Annotated in this window: 20 protein-coding genes and 1 tRNA gene; 17 read left to right on the top strand and 4 right to left on the bottom strand. The window is 70.8% G+C overall.

The window, feature by feature from the left end; translation table 11 throughout:
* Window positions 1-68: 68 nt before the first annotated feature.
* Window positions 69-527 (top strand): SRPBCC family protein, encoded by a 459-nt coding sequence (locus tag ACIOKD_RS10320; RefSeq protein WP_402080925.1) that lies wholly within the window; start codon window positions 69-71, stop codon window positions 525-527.
* A 39-nt stretch (window positions 528-566) separates the two neighbouring features.
* Window positions 567-638 (top strand) — tRNA-Val (locus ACIOKD_RS10315).
* A gap of 97 nt (window positions 639-735) precedes the next feature.
* On the opposite strand, the gene ACIOKD_RS10310 is transcribed toward ACIOKD_RS10315, so the two are convergent.
* Window positions 736-1,464, bottom strand: a complete 729-nt coding sequence (locus ACIOKD_RS10310) for a 3'-5' exonuclease (protein WP_402080922.1) — start codon at window positions 1,462-1,464, stop codon at window positions 736-738.
* Window positions 1,465-1,632: 168 nt separating this feature from the next.
* Here ACIOKD_RS10310 and ACIOKD_RS10305 point away from each other — a divergent pair, with 168 nt between their 5' ends.
* From ACIOKD_RS10305 to thrS, 3 genes are all read left to right on the top strand, one after another.
* On the top strand, window positions 1,633-2,196 hold the full coding sequence (locus tag ACIOKD_RS10305) for a DUF4365 domain-containing protein (RefSeq protein ID WP_402080919.1): 564 nt from the start codon (window positions 1,633-1,635) through the stop codon (window positions 2,194-2,196).
* The gene (locus tag ACIOKD_RS10300) at window positions 2,193-3,416 is read left to right on the top strand and encodes a hypothetical protein (RefSeq protein ID WP_402080916.1); all 1,224 of its coding nucleotides are present in this window, start codon (window positions 2,193-2,195) and stop codon (window positions 3,414-3,416) included. The genes ACIOKD_RS10305 and ACIOKD_RS10300 overlap by 4 nt, the downstream gene beginning before the upstream one ends.
* A 267-nt stretch (window positions 3,417-3,683) precedes the next feature.
* Window positions 3,684-5,660, top strand: coding sequence for a threonine--tRNA ligase (gene thrS / locus ACIOKD_RS10295; protein WP_402080914.1), 1,977 nt, complete (start codon window positions 3,684-3,686; stop codon window positions 5,658-5,660).
* Window positions 5,661-5,703: 43 nt separating this feature from the next.
* On the opposite strand, the gene ACIOKD_RS10290 is transcribed toward thrS, so the two are convergent.
* A complete protein-coding gene (locus ACIOKD_RS10290) occupies window positions 5,704-6,360 on the bottom strand; it encodes a potassium channel family protein (protein ID WP_402080911.1) in 657 nt (218 codons plus the stop codon).
* A gap of 67 nt (window positions 6,361-6,427) precedes the next feature.
* Between ACIOKD_RS10290 and ACIOKD_RS10285 the strand changes: the two genes are divergently transcribed.
* Complete coding sequence (locus ACIOKD_RS10285; protein ID WP_402080908.1) at window positions 6,428-6,988, top strand: HIT family protein; 561 nt, start codon at window positions 6,428-6,430, stop codon at window positions 6,986-6,988.
* A 36-nt stretch (window positions 6,989-7,024) separates the two neighbouring features.
* On the opposite strand, the gene ACIOKD_RS10280 is transcribed toward ACIOKD_RS10285, so the two are convergent.
* Both ACIOKD_RS10280 and ACIOKD_RS10275 read right to left on the bottom strand, forming a co-directional pair.
* The gene (locus ACIOKD_RS10280; protein ID WP_402080905.1) at window positions 7,025-8,686 is read right to left on the bottom strand and encodes a hypothetical protein; all 1,662 of its coding nucleotides are present in this window, start codon (window positions 8,684-8,686) and stop codon (window positions 7,025-7,027) included.
* Between the two features lie 167 nt (window positions 8,687-8,853).
* The gene (locus tag ACIOKD_RS10275) at window positions 8,854-11,061 is read right to left on the bottom strand and encodes an elongation factor G-like protein EF-G2 (protein ID WP_402080902.1); all 2,208 of its coding nucleotides are present in this window, start codon (window positions 11,059-11,061) and stop codon (window positions 8,854-8,856) included.
* A 223-nt stretch (window positions 11,062-11,284) separates the two neighbouring features.
* Between ACIOKD_RS10275 and pgsA the strand changes: the two genes are divergently transcribed.
* The 11 genes from pgsA (at window position 11,285) to yajC (ending at window position 21,121) form a co-directional block, all read left to right on the top strand.
* Entirely contained in the window at window positions 11,285-12,040 is a 756-nt protein-coding gene (pgsA, locus tag ACIOKD_RS10270; protein ID WP_402081700.1) for a phosphatidylinositol phosphate synthase, read from the top strand.
* A complete protein-coding gene (locus ACIOKD_RS10265; protein ID WP_402080899.1) occupies window positions 12,037-13,092 on the top strand; it encodes a phosphatidylinositol mannoside acyltransferase in 1,056 nt (351 codons plus the stop codon). Before pgsA ends, ACIOKD_RS10265 begins: the two co-directional genes overlap by 4 nt.
* Window positions 13,089-14,261 carry a glycosyltransferase family 4 protein gene (locus ACIOKD_RS10260; RefSeq protein WP_402080896.1) on the top strand — a complete coding sequence of 391 codons (1,173 nt, stop codon included), beginning with the start codon at window positions 13,089-13,091 and terminating at the stop codon, window positions 14,259-14,261. The genes ACIOKD_RS10265 and ACIOKD_RS10260 overlap by 4 nt, the downstream gene beginning before the upstream one ends.
* Window positions 14,262-14,601: 340 nt before the next feature.
* Window positions 14,602-15,147 carry a hypothetical protein gene (locus ACIOKD_RS10255; RefSeq protein ID WP_402080893.1) on the top strand — a complete coding sequence of 182 codons (546 nt, stop codon included), beginning with the start codon at window positions 14,602-14,604 and terminating at the stop codon, window positions 15,145-15,147.
* 175 nt (window positions 15,148-15,322) lie between these two features.
* Window positions 15,323-16,246: a pyridoxal 5'-phosphate synthase lyase subunit PdxS gene (gene pdxS / locus ACIOKD_RS10250; RefSeq protein ID WP_398288846.1), complete on the top strand. Its 924-nt coding sequence runs from the start codon at window positions 15,323-15,325 to the stop codon at window positions 16,244-16,246.
* 100 nt (window positions 16,247-16,346) lie between these two features.
* Window positions 16,347-16,952, top strand: coding sequence for a pyridoxal 5'-phosphate synthase glutaminase subunit PdxT (pdxT, locus tag ACIOKD_RS10245; protein WP_402080890.1), 606 nt, complete (start codon window positions 16,347-16,349; stop codon window positions 16,950-16,952).
* A 76-nt stretch (window positions 16,953-17,028) separates the two neighbouring features.
* Window positions 17,029-17,781 (top strand): YebC/PmpR family DNA-binding transcriptional regulator, encoded by a 753-nt coding sequence (locus ACIOKD_RS10240; protein WP_402080887.1) that lies wholly within the window; start codon window positions 17,029-17,031, stop codon window positions 17,779-17,781.
* A 219-nt stretch (window positions 17,782-18,000) separates the two neighbouring features.
* Window positions 18,001-18,546 (top strand): crossover junction endodeoxyribonuclease RuvC, encoded by a 546-nt coding sequence (ruvC, locus tag ACIOKD_RS10235; protein WP_402080885.1) that lies wholly within the window; start codon window positions 18,001-18,003, stop codon window positions 18,544-18,546.
* The gene (gene ruvA, locus ACIOKD_RS10230; RefSeq protein ID WP_402080882.1) at window positions 18,543-19,154 is read left to right on the top strand and encodes a Holliday junction branch migration protein RuvA; all 612 of its coding nucleotides are present in this window, start codon (window positions 18,543-18,545) and stop codon (window positions 19,152-19,154) included. The genes ruvC and ruvA overlap by 4 nt, the downstream gene beginning before the upstream one ends.
* A gap of 186 nt (window positions 19,155-19,340) precedes the next feature.
* Entirely contained in the window at window positions 19,341-20,411 is a 1,071-nt protein-coding gene (gene ruvB / locus ACIOKD_RS10225; RefSeq protein WP_402080880.1) for a Holliday junction branch migration DNA helicase RuvB, read from the top strand.
* 164 nt (window positions 20,412-20,575) lie between these two features.
* A complete protein-coding gene (gene yajC / locus ACIOKD_RS10220; RefSeq protein WP_402080878.1) occupies window positions 20,576-21,121 on the top strand; it encodes a preprotein translocase subunit YajC in 546 nt (181 codons plus the stop codon).
* Window positions 21,122-21,141: the final 20 nt, after the last annotated feature.

The following is a 21,141-nucleotide window of genomic DNA, read 5'->3' as shown; positions in this document are numbered from 1 at the left end:
CGGTGTCATGTTCAGTCCCTGGGCGTCATGGGCTTGTCGTGGGCGGGCAGACCCGGATCATGAGACCCATGGACTGGACGCACTACCGTTTCCGCAGCCTCTGGACCCTCGCCGCCCCGCCCGACGACGTCTACGGCGCGCTGGCCGACGCCGAGCACTATCCGCGATGGTGGCCGCAGGTGCGCGAGGTGACGCCCGTCGACGAGGTCAGCGGTGTCATCCGGATCCGCTCGGTACTGCCGTACGACCTGGTGTTCACCGCCGGCGAAGTCCGGCGGGACCGGGCGGCCGGAATCCTGGAGATCGCGATGACGGGTGACGTGGACGGCTGGGCACGGTGGACCGTCGCCGCCGACGGGCCGGACACCCGCGCCCGCTACGACCAGGAGGTGCATGTGACCAAGCCGCTGCTGCGACGGTTCGCGGTGCCGGGGCGGCCCGTCTTCCGCGCCAATCACGCGCTGATGATGCGGGCGGGGCGGCGGGGGCTGGCCGCACACCTTCGGGGGAACCGCGAAGCGGTTTGAAGGAAACGCACGGAGACCTGTATTGTTCGGTGCGTTCCCGGGCGATTAGCTCAGTGGGAGAGCGCTTCGTTCACACCGAAGAGGTCACTGGTTCGAACCCAGTATCGCCCACCGGGAAAGGCCGGTCCGTCACAGACGGACCGGCTTTCTGCATGCCTGGCGTCCGGGCCCCGCGCACGGCGTGGTTCCGCCCCGCACCTGGCGTCGCTCAGGCGGCCTCCGCCGGCAGTTCGGGACGCAGGGGCCAGGCCGGATCGACCAGCTCCTCCGAGCCGCTGCCGGCGAACCACGCCTGCAGGCCACGGGCCTGCGCCGCGTGCCAGCCGCCCTGCAGCGTGTGCAGTTCGGCCGGCGAGAGCCGCTCCAAACGGGTCGCGAAACGCCGCCCGATCGCCCGTACGACCTCCAGGGAGGCCAGCGCGTCGGCCGCCGCCTCGTGGGCGCCCTGCAGCTCCACCTCGTAGTGCGCGCACAGGTCCGTGAGCGTGCGACGGCCTTTGCGGTAGCGGTCCAGATACTTGTCGAGGACCCGCGGATCGAGGACGCGCAGCGGCACGGACTCGAACCAGTGGTCCAGCGAGGATGCCCGGTGCCTGCGCAACTCCCGGTCCAGGAGCGTCAGATCGAAGGGCGCGTTCATCACCACGAGCGGGCGTCCCGCCGCGCTCTGTTCGGCCAGCTCCCTGGCTATCTCGTACATGACGGGCGACGGCCAGCGGCCGTTGCGCCGCAGGTGTTCGTCCGTCAGCCCGTGCACCGCCGTGGCGCCCTCGGGCACCGGCACCCCCGGATTCACCAGCCAGCGACGCACGCGCGGGCGGCTGCCGGGAGCGTCCTGCACGACGATGGCCGCCGACACGATCCGGTCGGTTTCCACGTCGACACCGGTCGTCTCCGTGTCGAAAGCGGTCAAAGGCCCTTCGTACCAGCACGTCATACGCACACAACCCCTCGTTCACCTTCGGCAGTTGACGCGCCGTCCCCTGCCCTTTTTGTGATACCCGGGCTGTTTGCGCCGTACGCCGGAAGGAGACAACAGAGGTACGGGTCCTCGCAGTTCAGCGACTCGTCGCGGGGATTCACCGGATTCGGAAGGCTGTTGCACATGGCGCTCGCGCAGCCCGAGCAGGGCGGGTTGCTGCCCCGGCGGACGGCACCGCATCGTGGCTCACTGGCCACCACCGCATGCATGGAGACACTGCAGGTCGGCTATCTGCACGCGGTGGCGGCCGCCTCGGGCTGCTCCCTGTCCCAGCCCTTTCCGGACAACGGCATCGACTGGCACGTCAGCCACAGCGCCTCCGGGCACACGGTCGACGACGAAGTCACCATCAAGGTGCAGCTCAAGTGCACGTACCAGATCCCGCCGAACCCGGGGCCCGCCTTCTCCTTCACGCTCGACAACGCCCACCTGGAGAAGCTGGCCCGGACCCCGGTCTCGGTGCACAAGATACTGGTCGTGATGCTCGTGCCCAGATCACAGGACGACTGGCTGCGTGCCGGCCACGAAAGCCTCGACCTGCGGCACTGCTGCTACTGGATCAACCTCGCCGGACACCGGATCACCGGCCGGCGCAGGACCACCGTGCGGATACCGACCACGCGCGTCTTCGACGACAGGGCGCTCTGCGAGATCATGACGCGGGTCGGTACGGGAGGCATACCGTGACGCACCGCCCCTTCGACGAGCCCCTACGCCCCGTCAGGCCCCACCCCGTCGAGCCGCCGGGGCTGTGCGACCGGCCGCCGCGGCCCGACGAGGTCGACCCGGCCGTGCTGGGGGCGCTGCTGCTCCGGCACGGCTGGCAGCGCCGCGGCGGAGCACCCGGCCGGTACGGCCGCTGGACCCCACCGGGCCCCGGCGGTTCCGGCACCAGTCTGCTCGTGCCGGAGAGCCGGGCGTTCCCGGACAGCGAGGACCTTCTGGGGGAGGCCCTCGTCGCGCTGTCCCGCAGCGGTTCGCCGTCCGCCCGTGACGTCCTGGTCGGCCTCGCCGTGCCCAGCGACGAGATCCACTGGTGGCGCGATGTGCCGGTGGGCCCGGTCGGCACGTCGCCGTGGACGGTCGGGGAACAGATGCGCACGGCGGCACGGCGGATCCTCCTCGCGGGCGCCCTCGCCACCCGCGGGCGGGCCGGTTACCACGGCGCCCGCCACCGCGGGCCCGCCGCGGCCTCCCTGGAGAACGTGCTGGTCGGAGCCGCCCCGGATGGCCGTCGCCTCACCGCGTTCGTACCGGTCGCCACCGGCCGCCCCCTCGCCGCCCGGCTGCACCACGCGCTGTTCGCGGCCCGCGAGGCGATCGACTACCGGCGCGCCACCGGTGGCATGGACGCCTTCGACGGGGCAGTCGAGGCGGGCGTGAGCCATGAGCTCACAGAGGCGCTCGTGGCGTTGGTGCGGGGTACGGAAGGTGCCGGGGTCGCTGTCGAGTGGGCACCCGCCGCCGGAGTCCCCGAGGGGTGCGCGGCGTCCGCGGAACCCGTTGAGTTCTCACCCGGGGACCTGCCCGCGCTGCGTGAGGCGGGGGCCCGCTATCTGCGCGAGGAGCCGTCCGTGCCCGTGCGCGTCACCGGGGCCGTGGTGCGGATGCGCAGGTCAGGGCCGCGCGGCGACGGAACCGTACGGCTGAAGGTCATCGCGGGCGCCGAGGTGCCGCATGTCCGGATGACCCTCGACGAGGAGTCGTACCGGATCGCCGGGCAGGCCCATCTCGTCGGGCTCCCGGTGCGGGTGCACGGCCGGCTGGAGAGCCGCGGCGGATTCAGGCGGCTGACCGGGGCGTCCGGGGTGACGCCGGTCCAGGTGGACGAGGCGGAACGCGACCGCCTGATGAAGTCGCTCCAGGAGAACCTCGACTCCTTCGAGGAGGCGTGCACCGAGGACTGAGGTGGGGGTGGGTCCGGGGCGTGCCGACCGGGGCCGACGCGCGCCCCCCGCGCCGGTAAGCCGGTAAGCCGGTGTGCGGCGCGGGGCAGCGCCCGACAGGGGCCCGCCTCCGGCGCGAGGCGGGCGTGCTCGGTCGCGGGCCGCGGTGCGGAAACGGACGGGCGTGGGGAACAACCGTTTCGCGGTGTGCGCCCCCGGCTCGGTACGATCCCTTCCAAGACGCGCGCAGGAGTCGCCGCGCGCGTTCCCTTCAGGTAGGAGAGTCCGGTGTCAGACGTCCGTGTGATCATCCAACGCGATTCCGAGCGGGAAGAGCGCGTGGTGACGACGGGGACTACGGCGGCCGAGCTCTTCGCCGGTGAGCGCACCGTCGTCGCCGCGCGCGTGGCGGGCGAGCTGAAGGACCTCGCGTACGAGGTGCGGGACGGCGAGACCGTCGAAAGCGTCGAGATCTCCTCCAAGGACGGTCTCGACATCCTGCGTCACTCCACCGCGCACGTGATGGCTCAGGCCGTGCAGGAGCTGTTCCCCGAGGCCAAGCTGGGCATCGGCCCGCCGGTCAAGGACGGCTTCTACTACGACTTCGACGTGGCGCGGCCCTTCACTCCCGAGGACCTCAAGGCCGTCGAGAAGAAGATGCAGGAGATCCAGAAGCGCGGCCAGCGCTTCTCCCGCCGCGTGGTCACCGACGAGGCCGCCCGCGAGGAGCTCGCCGACGAGCCGTACAAGCTGGAGCTCATCGGCCTCAAGGGCGCCGCTTCGAGCGACGACGGCGCGGACGTCGAGGTGGGCGCCGGCGAGCTGACCATCTACGACAACCTCGACGCCAAGACCGGCGACCTGTGCTGGAAGGACCTCTGCCGCGGTCCCCACCTGCCCACCACCCGGAACATCCCGGCGTTCAAGCTGATGCGCAACGCCGCCGCCTACTGGCGCGGCAGCGAGAAGAACCCGATGCTCCAGCGCATCTACGGCACCGCCTGGCCCACCAAGGACGAGCTCAAGGCGCACCTGGAGTTCCTCGCCGAGGCCGAGAAGCGCGACCACCGCAAGCTCGGCAACGAACTGGACCTGTTCTCCATCCCGGAGCAGATCGGCTCGGGCCTCGCGGTCTTCCACCCCAAGGGCGGCACCATCCGCCGTGTCATGGAGGACTACTCGCGGCGCCGCCACGAGGAGGAGGGGTACGAGTTCGTCTACACCCCGCACGCCACCAAGGGGAAGCTCTTCGAGACCTCGGGTCACCTGGACTGGTACGCCGACGGCATGTACCCGCCCATGCAGCTCGACGAGGGCGTGGACTACTACCTCAAGCCCATGAACTGTCCGATGCACAACCTGATCTTCGACGCGCGCGGCCGTTCCTACCGCGAACTGCCGCTGCGACTCTTCGAGTTCGGGACCGTGTACCGGTACGAGAAGTCGGGTGTCGTGCACGGGCTGACCCGGGCCCGCGGCTTCACCCAGGACGACGCGCACATCTACTGCACCCGCGAGCAGATGGCCGAGGAGCTCGACCGGACGCTGACCTTCGTGCTCGGGCTGCTTCGCGACTACGGCCTGACCGACTTCTACCTGGAGCTGTCCACCAAGGACCCGGAGAAGTTCGTCGGCTCGGACGAGGCCTGGGACGAGGCCACCGAGACGCTGCGGCAGGTGGCCGAGAAGCAGGGCCTCCCGCTCGTCCCTGACCCGGGCGGCGCCGCGTTCTACGGGCCGAAGATCTCCGTCCAGTGCAAGGACGCGATCGGCCGGACCTGGCAGATGTCGACCGTGCAGCTCGACTTCAACCTGCCGGAGCGCTTCGACCTGGAGTACACGGGCCCCGACGGCACCAAGCAGCGCCCCGTCATGATCCACCGTGCGCTGTTCGGCTCGATCGAGCGCTTCTTCGCGGTCCTCCTGGAGCACTACGCGGGCGCGTTCCCGGCGTGGCTCGCGCCCGTCCAGGCGGTCGGCATCCCGATCGGCGACGCGCACATCGACTATCTGCAGAAGTTCGCCGCCGAGGCGAAGAAGAAGGGGCTGCGGGTAGAGGTCGACTCGTCCTCCGACCGCATGCAGAAGAAGATCCGCAACGCCCAGAAGCAGAAGGTGCCCTTCATGGTCATCGCGGGCGACGAGGACATGGCCGCCGGTGCCGTCTCCTTCCGTTACCGCGACGGCTCCCAGGAGAACGGCATCCCGCTCGACGAGGCCATCGCGAAGATCGCGAAGGTCGTCGAGGAGCGGGTGCAGATCTGAGGCCCCGCGCGCCGAGGCGCGCGACGAGAAGCCCCCGGACGGCTCAGCCGTCCGGGGGCTTCTCGTTCTCCTCGCTGGAGAAGACCTGGAGCAGCCAGGACGAGAACGACCCCGTCACGGCGCCGAGCAGGGCGAGCCCGCAGGCCATGAGCCCCACCGCGATCACCCGTCCCGCGGCCGTAACGGGAGCCACATCGCCGTACCCCACGGTCGCCATCGTCGCGCAGGTCCACCACACCGCGTCGCCGAAGGTACGGATCGTCGCGCCCGGCGCCGTGCGCTCCTGCTGGTACACGGCGAGCGCGCCCGCGAAGCCGAGGAGGGACACGGCCAGACCCGCGTACGTGATCACGCGGGCGTGCAGGGCCAGCCGGGGCCGCCCGCGTCGGCGCTGCACGGCCTCGTAGACCTTCACCACGCGCAGCGGGCGCAGCAGGGGCAGCACCAGGACGACCGTGTCCAGCCAGTGCTTCCGTACGAAGCGGGGCCCCTGGCCGCTCAGCCGCCAGCGCACGGCGTAGTCGACGGCGAACACCGCCCAGGCTCCCAGCATCACCGCGAGACAGGCGCCCGGCCACGGCCGCGGCAGCCCGTGGCCCAGGACCCGGACCGCGTACGAGGTGAAGAAGAGCACCGAGGCGACGACGAGCGGCAGCTCGGTGCGGCGCTCCCAGCGGGTCGTGCGGGTGTCGTCGTCCATCACCTCAGCTTGGCGGCGGGCCCTCTCGCGCGGTACCCGGCGACACGCCGCGAACGGGCGAAGCCATATGCTTCACCACATGACGAGTGAGCCGGAGCAGCAGATCGGAGTCGGCACACAGGACGCGTTCCAGCGCCTGTGGACGCCCCACCGGATGGCATACATCCAGGGCGAGAACAAGCCGACCGGTCCCGGGGCCGGCGACGGCTGTCCCTTCTGCTCGATTCCGGCGAAATCCGACGAGGACGGGCTCGTCATCAAGCGCGGCGAGCAGGTCTACGCGGTGCTCAACCTGTACCCGTACAACGGTGGCCACCTGATGGTCGTGCCCTACCGGCACGTCGCGGACTACACCGATCTGAGCGTCCCGGAGACCGCCGAGCTCGGCGAGCTGACCAAGCAGGCGATGACGGCGCTGCGGACCGCGTCCGGTGCGCACGGCTTCAACATCGGGATGAACCAGGGTTCGGTTGCGGGGGCCGGTATCGCCGCGCACCTCCACCAGCACATCGTGCCCCGCTGGGGCGGGGACACGAACTTCATGCCGGTGGTCGGGCACACCCGGGTGCTGCCGCAACTCCTCGCGGACACCCGGAAGATGCTCGCGGAGGCCTGGCCGTCGGTCTGAGGCCCGGCCTCCCGGAGGTCCACCCCGGGTAGACGCCTACGCGTCGTACAGATCCGCCTTCCTCGGTGAGGCTTCCTGGACGGCGCCGCTGAGGGCGGACGAGCGGTTGCCGAACTTCGTCGTGTCCACGCCGTTGTCGTTCAGCACCCTGATCGCCGCCGCGTGCACGACCCGCAGCACGGGGGTCGCGGCGCGCAGGGCGTCGTCCGCCATGAAGCGGTGCCGCCAGGGCTTGGCCGCCCAGGCGTGGCGCAGGCCGAAGGGCTCCGGCAGGGTCAGCTTGCCGCCGAGGTGGTCGAGGATCGGCGGATACCAGGTGAAGGGCGCGCGCACCGCGAGCCGTACGACCTCGTCGGCGTCGACCAGCGGCAGCTTCTGCGTCTTGGTCTCCCAGAACCTGACGGTCTTCGGGACCGTCTTCGTCTTGGCGGCGGGCCCGCTGGTGAACAGCGAGTGCACGGGCCCCAGGGCGTGACCGGTGACCTCGATGCGAAGCGTCTCGTGCAGCACGGTCACGGTGATCAGCATCGTGATGATCAACTGGCCGTCCCAGAGGGTCCACTGGACCCCGAGGTAGTGGCGGTCACCGCTGCCGAACTGCTGCTTGTTGCAGATTTCCTGTATTTTGTGCGTCTTGACCTGGTACGCGTCCACGTCGGTGCCGCCCGGGCGGGAGACCGAGCCGGCGTTCTCGTTGATCGGTGTGACCACCCAGTGCTTTATCGAAGGCGCCGGGAAACCACCCGTGTTGAGCGGGCCGCGCTCCAGCATCCGCAACTGGTCGTGGATCGACCGGATGACGTCCCAGCTGCGGAAGGGATGGATCTCCTTGGTGGAGTCGGCCGACACCAGCTCCTCGGCGAGCTGCCAGGTGCCCCAGCGCGTACCCATCCCCAGTATTCCCTTGGGGCCCGCGTAGAAGACCGAGTTCGACTGCTGCTCGGCGCTCAGGCGTGCCAGGCCCTGGCGCAGCCGCTCGGCCGACGTCTCGCCGGGGCTGCCGGGCACCGCCTCGGGAATCTTGGCGCCGATGCCGCCGCCCGCCAGCAGGCTGCTCCAGCGCTCCCGCAGATCGTGGGCCGTGCGCTCGCAGATCTGCTTCGCCCAGACCCAGCCGAGGACGGGCGCGACGATCGCCGCGCGTGCGTACCAGGCCCAGAAGCCGCTGAACGGCATCTTGAGCAGGAAGAGGACCGCCAGGCCGCCCACCCCGATCAGGATCGTGGTGGCGAGGACCCCGGCCCGCTTGTCCTCGGCCTTGGCGACCGAGCGGCGGATCTGGAAGACCAGCAGCCAGATGAACAGACCGGGCAGGAAGATCAGGCCGGTCAGCGCCATCACCGCGGTGAGCCAGCTGTCCCGCTCCTTGCGGATGCGGTTCGCCGCCAGGCAGTGCTCGACGACCACCTGCGGTTCCGTGCCGAAGGACTGGATGAGCGGGCTGCGGCCGCCGCCCAGCATCCGGACCTGCACGGCCCGGGCGAAGGCCTCGCCCAGGTTCGGCTTGAAGATCGACGCCCACTTGCGGCCCGGCGAGACCTTCGACTGGTGCCACTCGCTGTTGGCGTCGAGGATCGCTTCGACGGGACTGTCACGGTAGGCCGCGGAGGCGAGGGCGAACGTCGCCGCCGTCTGTCCCGCGGAACCCGAGAGCGGAACCTGTGCCCCGGGCCTGAAATCGAATGCGTCGTCCGCCATTACCGCCCCCATCGCCGCCTTGCCCCGCTGCTGCGGCATTCCCGACTTCCGTGCTTCGCACACCTGTTGATCAGGTCATCGTCTTGATCAGGTTCTCAGGGTATCGCCAGGGACCGACATTCGTCGGCGGACGGCCGCAGCCGTCCGCCGGTCGAAGGGGGAATCAACTAGTGCGCGCCCTGAGCCTGTTCGCGGACCCGGTCGGTCAACTGCGGCGGCATGGGCTCGTGCCGGGCGTAGGTGCGGTCGAAACGCGCGGTGCCGTGCGAGAGGGAGCGCAGATCGACCGCGTACCGCCCGATCTCGATCTCCGGGACCTCGGCCCGTACGAGGGTCCGGCCGCCCGGCGCCTGCTCGGTGCCGACGACCCGCCCGCGCCGGCCCGACAGATCGCTCATCACGGCCCCCACGTACTCGTCGCCCACCAGGACCGTCACCTCGGAGACCGGCTCCAGGAGATGGATCCGCGCGTCGGTCGCGGCCTCCCGCAGGGCGAGCGCGCCTGCGGTCTGGAACGCCGCGTCCGACGAATCCACGGAGTGCGCCTTGCCGTCGGTCAGCGTGATCCGCACGTCGATGAGCGGATAGCCCGCGGTCACGCCCCTGGCGGCCTGGGCGCGCACCCCCTTCTCCACGGACGGGATGAACTGCCGGGGCACGGCACCGCCCACCACCTTGTCGACGAACTCGATGCCCGAGCCGCCCGGCAGCGGCTCCACCTCGATCTCGCAGATCGCGTACTGCCCGTGCCCGCCGGACTGCTTCACATGACGGCCGCGCCCCGCGGACCTGGCGGCGAACGTCTCCCGCAGGGACACCTTGTGCGGTACGACGTCGACCTGGACGCCGTACCGGTTGCGCAGCCGTTCCAGGGCGACGTCCGCGTGGGCCTCGCCCATGCACCACAGGACGACCTGGTGGGTGTTCTGGTTCTGTTCCAGGCGCATCGTCGGGTCCTCGGCGACCAGCCGGCCCAGGCCCTGCGAGAGCTTGTCCTCGTCCGCCTTGCTGTGCGCCTGGATGGCGAGCGGCAGCAGGGGGTCGGGCATCTCCCAGGGCTCCATCAGGAGCGGGTCGTCCTTGGCCGAAAGTGTGTCACCGGTCTCGGCGCGGTTCAGCTTGGCCACACAGGCCAGATCGCCCGCGATCGCGTGCTTGAGGGCGCGCTGCTGCTTGCCGAAGGGCGCGGACAGGGCGCCGATGCGTTCGTCCGCCTCGTGGAGGGCACGGCCCTCGTGGCCGCGGTCGGCGAGGCCGTGCCCGGACACGTGCACCGTCTCGTCGGGGCGCAGTGTCCCGGAGAACACCCGCACCATCGAGACCCGGCCGACGTACGGGTCGGAGGCGGTCTTCACGACCTCCGCGACCAGCGGCCCGTCCGGATCGCAGGCCTTGACCCGGCGGGCCCGGCCGTCCGGGGTGGTGACCGTCGGGGCCTCGCGCTCCAGCGGCGTCGGGAAGCCGCCCGTGATCAGTTCGAGCAGTTCCACCGTGCCCAGCCCCTGCCGGGCTCCCTCGGCGGCGGGCGCGGCGGCCAGCACCGGATGGAAGACCCCACGCGCGACGGCCCGCTCCAGGTCCTGCACGAGTGTCCTGAAATCGATCTCCTCACCGCCGAGATAGCGGTCCATGAGGGTCTCGTCCTCACTCTCCGAGATGATCCCCTCGATCAGCCGGTTGCGGGCCGTCTCGATGAGCGGCATCTGCTCGGGACCGGGCTCGGACTCCTTGCGCTCCCCGGACGAGTAGTCGAACAGTTGCTGCGAGAGCAGCCCGATCAGCCCCGTCACCGGCACGTGCCCGTCGCCTCCCTGAGAGCCGTGCAACGGCAGGTACAGCGGCAGTACGGCGTCGGGGTCGTCCGCGCCGAAGGCGTCCGCGCAGATCCGGGTCATCTCGTCGAAGTCGGCCCGCGCCGACTCCAGGTGCGTCACCACGATGGCTCTCGGCATGCCGACCGCCGCGCACTCCTCCCACAGCATGCGCGTCGAGCCGTCCACCCCGTCCGAGGCCGAGACGACGAAAAGGGCCGCGTCCGCGGCTCGCAGACCGGCCCTCAGCTCGCCGACGAAATCGGCGTAACCCGGAGTGTCCAGCACGTTGATCTTGTATCCGTCCCAGTCGACCGGGACCAGGGAGAGCTGCACCGAGCGCTGCTGCCGGTGCTCGATCTCGTCGTAGTCGGAGACGGTGCCGCCGTCCTCCACACGGCCCGCCCTGTTCACCGCTCCCGCGGTCAGCGCGAGAGCCTCCACCAGAGTCGTCTTGCCCGAACCGCTGTGGCCGACCAGCACCACATTCCGTACGGACGCGGGGTGGTCGGCCGCCGTAGCCCTGCCGGCGGCTCCGGAGTGTGCGTTCGCCTTGTCGCCCATGGAATTGCCTCCCGTGCACGGTGAGGTCACTGTGGGCGCGGGCCGGCGGATCCGCGAATGGCGGCTCCGATGACGCCCGCGGTGCCATCGAGCTTCGCACTCGTGTCACGGTGCGTCCATACGACGGACGCGATCGCGCGGCCCCCGCCGAGCCCCGGATGTCACCAGGACGTGACACGGGGCGCGGGTGCCCGACCGTCGCACACGCGCACGCGTGGCTACGATGGGCCAGCCGGTGGCCAGCAGGGGCCGCCCGGCCACACCGACCGTCGGGAAGGCCATGCTGAACAAGTACGCGCGTGCATTCTTCACGCGTGTCCTCACACCGTTCGCCGCGTTTCTCATCCGCCGGGGGGTGAGCCCCGACACGGTCACCATCCTCGGCACGGCCGGAGTGATCGCGGGAGCGCTGGTCTTCTACCCCCGGGGAGAACTCTTCTGGGGCACGATCGTCATCACCCTCTTCGTGTTCTCGGACATGGTCGACGGCAACATGGCACGCCAGCTGGGCCGCTCCAGTCGCTGGGGCGCCTTCCTCGACTCGACGCTCGACCGGGTCGCCGACAGCGCGATCTTCGGCGGCTTCGCGCTCTGGTACGCGGGCGGCGGTGACAACAACGTCCTGTGCGCCGTGTCGATCTTCTGTCTGGCCAGCGGTCAGGTGGTGTCGTACACCAAGGCCCGGGGCGAGTCGATCGGCCTGCCCGTCGCCGTCAACGGCCTCGTCGAGCGCGCCGAACGCCTGGTGATCTCGCTGGTCGCGGCCGGTCTGGCGGGCTTCCACAAGACCTTCGGCGTACCGGGCATCGACGTACTGCTGCCGATCGCGCTGTGGATCGTCGCCGTGGGCAGTGTCGTCACGCTGATCCAGCGCGTCGTCACGGTGCGCCGGGAGGCCGCCGAGGCCGACGCGGCGGTCGCCGCCCCGCCGGCAAGCTCACCGGAGAACACCTCGCACAACAGCGAGGCCACCTCGTGAGCGGTCTGCGGGATCAGCTGACCTACGGCGCCTACGCCGCGGGCTGGGGAGCCGTCAAGAAGCTCCCCGAGCCGGTGGCCGTGCGCCTCGGCCGGACCATCGCCGACATCGCCTGGAAGCGGCGCGGCAAGGGCGTACTGCGTCTGGAAGCGAACTACGCGCGCGTGCGGCCCGACGCGACCCCGGAGCAGTTGTCGGAACTCTCCCGCGCGGGTATGCGCTCGTACCTGCGTTACTGGATGGAGTCGTTCCGGCTGCCCGTCTGGAGCGAGGAGCGCATCAGGAACGGCTTCGCACCGGAAGGCCAGGAGCATCTGCGCGAGGCGCTCGCCTCGGGCAGGGGGGTCGTCGTCGCGCTGCCGCACCTGGGGAACTGGGACCTGGCGGGCGCCTGGGCCACCACCGCGCTGCGGACACCGTTCACGACGGTCGCCGAGCGTCTCAAGCCGGAGAAGCTGTTCGACCGGTTCGTGGCGTACCGCGAAGGCCTCGGCATGGAGGTGCTGCCGCACACGGGCGGCACCGCGTTCGGCACGCTGGCCAGGCGGCTGCGTGACGGCGGCCTGGTCTGTCTGGTCGCCGAGCGCGACCTGTCCGCCTCCGGGGTCGAGGTCTCCTTCTTCGGGGACACCACCCGGATGCCCGCGGGCCCGGCGCTGCTCGCCCAGCAGACCGGCGCGCTGCTGCTGCCGGTGACGCTGTGGTACGACGACTCGCCCGTGATGCGCGGCCGGATCCACCCCCCCGTCGAGATGCCCGAGTCAGGTACGCGGGCCGAGAAGACGTCTGTCATGACGCAGGCGCTGGCCGATGCCTTCGCCACGGGGATCGCCGACCATCCGGAGGACTGGCACATGCTGCAACGCCTGTGGCTCGCCGACCTGGAGCCCCGCCCCGGCGAGGAGCCCTCGTCCGGAGCACGGGACGACCGGGCCGGACACGTCGGGGCCGGGCACGACCGGGCCGGACACAACGGGGCCGGACACGACCGGGCCGGACACAACAACGGGGTCCGGCACGACGAGCAGGTCCGGCCGGGGGAGCGGCCATGAGGATCGGCATCGTCTGCCCGTACTCCTGGGACGTCCCCGGGGGAGTCCAGTTCCACATCCGCGACCTGGCCGACCACCTCATCGCGCTCGGGCACCATGTGTCCGTCCTCGCGCCCGCCGACGACGAGACACCGCTCCCGCCGTACGTCGTCTCGGCGGGCCGCGCCGTGCCGGTGCCGTACAACGGCTCGGTCGCGCGCCTCAACTTCGGGTTCCTGTCCGCCGCCCGGGTCCGCCGCTGGCTGCACGACGGCACGTTCGACGTGATCCACATCCACGAGCCGGCCTCGCCCTCCCTCGGCCTGCTGGCCTGCTGGGCGGCCCAGGGACCCATCGTCGCCACCTTCCACACGTCGAACCCGCGGTCCCGCGCGATGATCGCCGCGTACCCGATCCTGCAGCCCGCCCTGGAGAAGATCAGCGCGCGGATCGCGGTGAGCGAGTACGCGCGGCGCACGCTCGTCGAGCACCTGGGCGGCGACGCCGTGGTCATCCCGAACGGCGTCGACGTGGACCACTTCGCGAAGGCCGAGCCCAACCCCGAGTGGCAGGGCGGGACGATCGGCTTCGTCGGCCGTATCGACGAGCCCCGCAAGGGCCTGCCGGTCCTGATGAAGGCGCTGCCGAAGATCCTCGCCGAGCGGCCGCGGACCCGGCTGCTGGTCGCCGGACGCGGCGACGAGAAGGAAGCGGTCGAGAAGCTTCCGGCGGAGCTGCGTTCGCGCGTCGAGTTCCTCGGCATGGTCAGCGACGAGGACAAGGCGCGGTTCCTGCGCAGCGTCGACCTGTACATCGCGCCCAACACCGGCGGCGAGAGCTTCGGCATCATCCTGGTCGAGGCCATGTCCGCGGGCGCGCCCGTGCTCGCCTCCGACCTCGACGCGTTCGCCCAGGTCCTCGACCAGGGCGCGGCGGGCGAACTGTTCACCAACGAGGACGCGGACGCGCTGGCCGTGTCGGCGGTACGGCTCCTCGGCGATCCGGCGCGACGCGCGGAACTGCGCGAGCGGGGCAGCGCGCATGTGCGGCGCTTCGACTGGTCGACGGTCGGGGCGGACATCCTGTCCGTGTACGAGACGGTCACGGACGGCGCGGCGGCGGTGGCGGCGGCGGACGAACCGGCGGAGCCGGGCGGGCTCCTGGCCCGCTTCGGCCTGGCGCGAGACTGAGAGGCGCCGTCCCCCGGGGGCTGCGCCCCCAGACCCCCTGTCGGCCTGAACGGCCTCGTCCTCGAACGCGGGACGGGCTGCAGGACCCAGGGCTTCGTCCTCAAGCGCCGGACGGGCTGCAAGACCCAAGGGCGCGGCGTCGCTCGCCGGTCGGGCGAGACGAAAAGCGTGGCGAAGCCGGCTGCTCAGGGGCGCGGGGCTGTGGCATAGGCGGCTCCGCCGCGGGGCGCGACCAGTCCCCACCGGGCCCGCACCCGGAAACGGAGAGGCGCCGCAGGCGCCATCGCGGGGGCGCCTGCGGCGCAAGGCGCCTCCACCCCCACCGGTAGCGTGTGCCCCCGTGACCTCCACACTGATCTGGATCGTGGTCGCCCTCGTGGCGATCGGCCTCTACCTGAGCTGGACGGCAGGCCGTCTCGACCGCCTGCACTCACGCATCGACGCGGCCCGCGCAGCCCTCGACGCCACGCTCCTGCGCCGCGCCTCGGTCGCACAGGAACTGGCCACCGCCGGCGTGCTCGATCCGGCCGCGTCGATGGTGCTCTACGAGGCAGCGCACGCCGCCCGGCAGGCCGAGGAGGACCACCGGGAGGTCGCCGAGAGCGACCTCAGCCAGGCACTGCGGGCCGTCTTCGGAGCGACCGAGCAGGTCGAGGCGGTCCGGGCGGCCCGCGGCGGCGAGGACGCGGCCCTCGAACTCGCCCGGTCGGTCCGCCGCGTACCGATGGCCCGGCGCTTCCACAACGACGCCGTACGGGCGGCCCGCGCCCTGCGCCGCCACCGCACGGTGCGCTGGTTCCGGCTGGCCGGACACGCCCCGTTTCCCCTGGCCTTCGAAATGGACGACGAGCCGCCGACGGCGCTGGCGGACCGCCCCGGGACGTAGTCCACGCGCGCGTGGACTACGCACGAGCCCCTTGTGCAGGGCGCTGATCAGGGGAAACGCCTTCCAGTGCGCGGAAAATGAGCCACCGCCTACCCATTGGCCCTTGCTGTGGCCTGGTCCCCGGGCGTTTCCTCGGTGTTCGCAGAAGCTCTCTTTCACCGAGTGAGGTCCACCCGTGTCCAGCACGCTCTCCCACCCCGCCCAGCCCACCGACACCCCGGCCACCGGCACCGCGCGCGTGAAGCGCGGCATGGCCGAGCAGCTCAAGGGCGGCGTGATCATGGACGTCGTCACGCCCGAGCAGGCGAAGATCGCCGAGGACGCGGGCGCCGTGGCCGTCATGGCCCTGGAGCGGGTCCCGGCCGACATCCGCAAGGACGGCGGCGTGGCACGCATGTCCGACCCGGACATGATCGAGGGCATCATCGAGGCCGTCTCGATCCCGGTGATGGCCAAGTCGCGCATCGGCCACTTCGTGGAGGCCCAGGTCCTGCAGTCCCTCGGCGTCGACTACATCGACGAGTCCGAGGTGCTCACCCCCGCCGACGAGGTCAACCACTCCGACAAGTGGGCCTACACGACCCCCTTCGTCTGTGGCGCGACCAACCTGGGCGAGGCCCTGCGCCGCATAGCCGAGGGCGCCGCCATGATCCGCTCCAAGGGCGAGGCCGGCACCGGCAACGTCGTCGAGGCCGTGCGCCACCTGCGGCAGATCAAGAACGAGATCGCCCGGCTGCGCGGCTACGACAACAACGAGCTGTACGCCGCCGCCAAGGAGCTGCGCGCCCCGTACGAGATCGTCAAGGAGGTCGCCGAGCTCGGCAAGCTCCCGGTCGTGCTGTTCTCCGCGGGTGGCGTGGCCACTCCCGCCGACGCCGCCCTGATGCGCCAGCTCGGCGCCGAGGGTGTCTTCGTCGGCTCCGGCATCTTCAAGTCCGGCGACCCGGCCAAGCGCGCCGCGGCCATCGTGAAGGCCACCACCTTCTACGACGACCCGAAGATCATCGCGGACGCCTCCCGCAACCTGGGCGAGGCCATGGTCGGCATCAACTGCGACACCCTCCCCGAGTCCGAGCGCTACGCGAACCGCGGCTGGTAACCACCTTCCGGACGGTGGGCGTCATCCGGACGGCAGGCGTCGTGCGGACGGTGACCACCCCCTCCAGGGCACCCATTCACACAAGGCAGGCATACCGTAGATGAGCACCACCCCCGTCATAGGCGTCCTGGCACTCCAGGGCGACGTACGGGAGCATCTCATCGCCCTGGCCGCGGCGGACGCCGTGGCAAGGCCGGTGCGGCGCCCCGAGGAACTCGCCGAGGTGGACGGACTGATCGTCCCCGGCGGCGAGTCCACCACCATCTCCAAACTGGCCGTGCTCTTCGGCCTGATGGAGCCCCTACGCGCGCGCGTGCGGGACGGCCTGCCCGTCTACGGCAGCTGCGCGGGCATGATCATGCTCGCCGACAAGATCCTCGACCCCCGCTCGGGCCAGGAGACCATCGGCGGCATCGACATGATCGTGCGCCGCAACGCCTTCGGACGGCAGAACGAGTCCTTCGAGGCGAAGGTCGACGTGACGGGCATCGAGGGCGACGCTGTGGAGGGCCTGTTCATCCGGGCCCCCTGGGTGGAATCGGTGGGCGCGCAGGCCGAGGTACTGGCCGAGTACGGCGGTCACATCGTCGCTGTACGCCAGGGCAACGCGCTCGCCACGTCGTTCCACCCGGAACTGACCGGCGACCACCGCGTGCACGGTCTCTTCGTCGACATGGTGCGCGCGACCCGGACAACGGCGTCCTAGTAGGATCTGGGGGTCCCCCAGGCTCTCGAAGCCTCGGGAGTTCGTACTGGTTGGGTTACGCGAAGGAGACAGGCAGATGTCCGGCCACTCTAAATGGGCCACGACGAAGCACAAGAAGGCCGTGATCGACGCCAAGCGCGGCAAGCTCTTCGCGAAGCTGATCAAGAACATCGAGGTAGCGGCGCGTATGGGCGGCGTGGACCTCGACGGCAATCCGACGCTTTACGACGCCGTGCAGAAGGCCAAGAAGTCCTCGGTTCCGAACAAGAACATCGACTCCGCGGTCAAGCGCGGCGGTGGTCTCGAAGCCGGTGGCGCCGACTACGAGACGATCATGTACGAGGGCTACGGCCCCAACGGTGTCGCGGTGCTCATCGAGTGCCTCACCGACAACCGCAACCGCGCCGCCTCGGACGTACGCGTCGCCATGACCCGCAACGGCGGCAACATGGCCGACCCGGGTTCGGTCTCGTACCTGTTCCACCGCAAGGGCGTCGTCATCGTCCCCAAGGGCGAGCTGGCCGAGGACGACGTCCTGGATGCCGTGCTCGAAGCGGGTGCCGAGGAGGTCAACGACCTCGGTGAGTCCTTCGAGGTCCTCTCCGAGGCCACCGACCTGGTCGCGGTGCGCACCGCGCTCCAGGAGGCCGGCATCGACTACGACTCCGCCGACGCCAACTTCGTGCCGACCATGCATGTCGAGCTGGACGAGGAGGGCGCCCGGAAGATCTTCAAGCTCATCGACGCCCTTGAGGACAGCGACGACGTGCAGAACGTCTTCGCCAACTTCGACGTGAGCGACGAGGTCATGGAGAAGGTCGACGCGTAACGTCGACGCGTACACCGCACTCCGCGCGTCGCCCTGCCGCGGGCGGTACGGACTCAACGGGCCGACGGGACACACCCCGTCGGCCCGTTCCGTTGCCGGCCCGTCCCCTCGTCGGGCGTCGCTGGCGGGCGTTGTCGGTGGCACCCGATAACCTGCACGAATCGGGGGCAGCCCCCGGTGGTGGCCGGGTGGGGCCGAGGGACCGAAGGAGGGGACCGGGTGCGGGTACTGGGCGTTGACCCCGGATTGACCCGGTGCGGTGTCGGTGTCGTCGAGGGCGTGGCGGGCCGGCCGCTCACCATGATCGCCGTCGGAGTCGTCCGCACCCCCGCCGACGCGGACTTGGGACAGCGTCTCGTCGCCATCGAGCAGGGCATCGAGCAGTGGCTCGACGAGCACCGGCCCGAATGCGTCGCCGTGGAGCGGGTGTTCAGCCAGCACAACGTCCGTACGGTGATGGGCACGGCCCAGGCCAGCGCGGTCGCGATGCTCTGCGCGGCCCGGCGCGGCATCCCCGTCGCCCTGCACACCCCCAGCGAGGTCAAGGCCGCCGTCACCGGCAACGGCCGCGCCGACAAGGCCCAGGTCGGCGCCATGGTCACCCGGCTGCTCCGGCTCGACGCGCCTCCCAGGCCCGCCGACGCCGCGGACGCCCTCGCCCTCGCCATCTGTCACATCTGGCGTGCCCCGGCCGTGAACCGCCTCCAGCAGGCGCAGGCCGCGCACCGCCGGGCCCAGCTCTCCAGCCGGAAGGTCACCCGATGATCGCCTTCGTCAGCGGCAAGGTCGCCGCCCTCGCCCCCGACTCCGCGGTGGTCGAGGTGGGCGGTATCGGTATCGCCGTGCAGTGCACCCCCCACACGCTCTCCGGGCTGCGCATGGGCAAGGAGGCCACGCTGGCCACCTCCCTGGTCGTCCGCGAGGACTCGCTCACGCTGTACGGCTTCGTGGACGACGACGAGCGCCAGACCTTCGTGCTGCTGCAGAGCGCGAGCGGGGTGGGTCCGCGCCTGGCCCAGGCGATGCTCGCCGTGCACGGCCCCGACGCCCTGCGCCGCGCGGTGTCCACCGGGGACGAGAAGGCGCTCACCGCCGTCCCCGGCATCGGCAAGAAGGGTGCCCAGAAGCTGCTCCTTGAGTTGAAGGACCGCCTCGGGGAACCGCTCGGTACGGGTGGCGCGGCGATCGGGCGGCCCGTCGCCGCCGGATGGCGGGAGCAGTTGCATGCCGCGCTGATCGGTCTGGGGTACGCGACCCGGGAGGCCGACGAAGCGGTTTCCGCGGTTGCGCCGCAGGCGGAGGCCTCCGGCGAGGCACCGCAGGTCGGGCAGTTGTTGAAGGCGGCGCTCCAGAGCCTCAACAGGACTCGCTGAGCCGCGGGGGAGGGGCCGTGATCGACCTGCGGGTGCGCTGTGGTCCCCCAGCCTTCGGCCGGGAGGTGCCCCCAGGTCGCGCAGTTCCCCGCGCCCCTTCGGGGGCGCGCCCTTGCGGGTCGCGCCCCCGTAAAAAAGATCTCCACCCGTACGACCCGGAACCCCTAATACCGCGAGGCACACCGAATGAACTGGGACGAGACGACCGACGACGACACCGCCGAGCGGCTTGTCGGTGCGTCCGGCGATCGTGAGGAGCAGGCCGTCGAGGCCGCTCTGCGGCCCAAGGACCTCGGTGAGTTCATCGGTCAGGAGAAGGTGCGCGAGCAGCTCGACCTCGTCCTGCGCGCCGCACGCGCGCGGGGCGCCACCGCCGACCACGTACTGCTCTCCGGCGCCCCCGGCCTGGGTAAGACCACCCTCTCGATGATCATCGCAGCCGAGATGGAAGCCCCCATCCGCATCACCAGCGGCCCCGCCATCCAGCACGCGGGCGACCTCGCGGCGATCCTCTCCTCCCTCCAGGAGGGTGAGGTCTTCTTCCTCGACGAGATCCACCGCATGTCGCGGCCCGCCGAGGAGATGCTCTACATGGCGATGGAGGACTTCCGCGTCGACGTCATCGTCGGCAAGGGCCCCGGTGCCACCGCCATCCCCCTCGAACTGCCGCCCTTCACGCTCGTCGGCGCCACCACGCGCGCGGGCCTGCTGCCGCCCCCGCTGCGCGACCGCTTCGGCTTCACCGCCCACATGGAGTTCTACGAGCCCGCCGAGCTGGAACGGGTCATCCACCGCTCCGCACACCTGCTGGACGTGCAGATCGACACGGCCGGGGCAGCCGAGATCGCCGGCCGCTCCCGGGGCACACCCCGTATCGCCAACCGTCTGCTGCGCCGGGTCCGTGACTACGCCCAGGTCAAGGCCGACGGCGTCATCGACCAGGACATCGCCAGGGCCGCCCTCGCGGTGTACGAAGTGGACAGCCGCGGCCTCGACCGCCTCGACCGGGGCGTCCTCGAAGCCCTGCTCAAGCTCTTCGGCGGCGGGCCCGTCGGCCTCTCCACGCTCGCCGTGGCCGTGGGGGAGGAGCGCGAGACCGTCGAAGAGGTGGCCGAGCCCTTCCTCGTTCGCGAGGGGCTGCTGGCCCGTACGCCCCGTGGACGCGTCGCCACACCGGCCGCGTGGGCTCACCTGGGCCTCACGCCGCCCCGGTCGTCAACCGGTGGAAACGGACAAGGGGACCTGTTCGGGGCGTGACGGCGAGGGGGCTCGCGAGGTCAGGAACCCCGGTGCCATGCTGAGCGTTGTTCCTTGACGGCGGACTCGCTTAGACTCCGCCGATGCCGCCCTTGTCGACGGCGTACATACCCCCATCCATCAGGCCGCTCACCATCGCGGTCGAATGAAGGAAGTTCCGTCCCGTGAGTCTCGTGACCCTCCTCCCGTTCATCGTGCTCATCGGGGCCATGTTCCTGATGACCCGGTCGGCCAAGAAGAAGCAGAATGCGGCTGCGCAGATGCGCAACGACATGCAGCCCGGCACCGGCGTCCGCACGATCGGTGGCATGTACGCGACGGTGAAGGAGGTCAACGAGGAGACGGTCCTCCTTGACGCAGCCCCGGGCGTCGACCTGCTCTTCGCGAAGAACTCCATCGGCGCGGTCCTCGGCGACGACGAGTACAACCGCATCGTCCACGGCATCGAGCACGACCTGAAGTCCGACGAGTCGGTCGTGCCGGACGACGCCTCCTCCCTCACCGAGACGGACGAGTCCGCCGACGTCTCCGACGACAAGCACATCGACCTCGGCAAGAAGGACGCGGCCGACGAGCCGGTCGCCGAGCCGACCGTGGAGCCCGTCGCCGAGCCCGTCGCCGAGCCCGCCGACGAGTCCGCCGTCGCGGAGCCGAAGAAGACCGACGCCGCAGAGCTGAAGAAGTCCGACGGCGAGTCCGACACGAAGTAGCCGCGACCGGGGACCGCCGA

The organism is Streptomyces sp. NPDC087844 (genome assembly GCF_044742785.1).
Classification (GTDB): Bacteria; Actinomycetota; Actinomycetes; order Streptomycetales; family Streptomycetaceae; genus Streptomyces.
The sequence above is the reverse complement of the archived record's forward strand: the minus strand, read 5'-3'. Positions and strand labels throughout refer to the sequence as shown.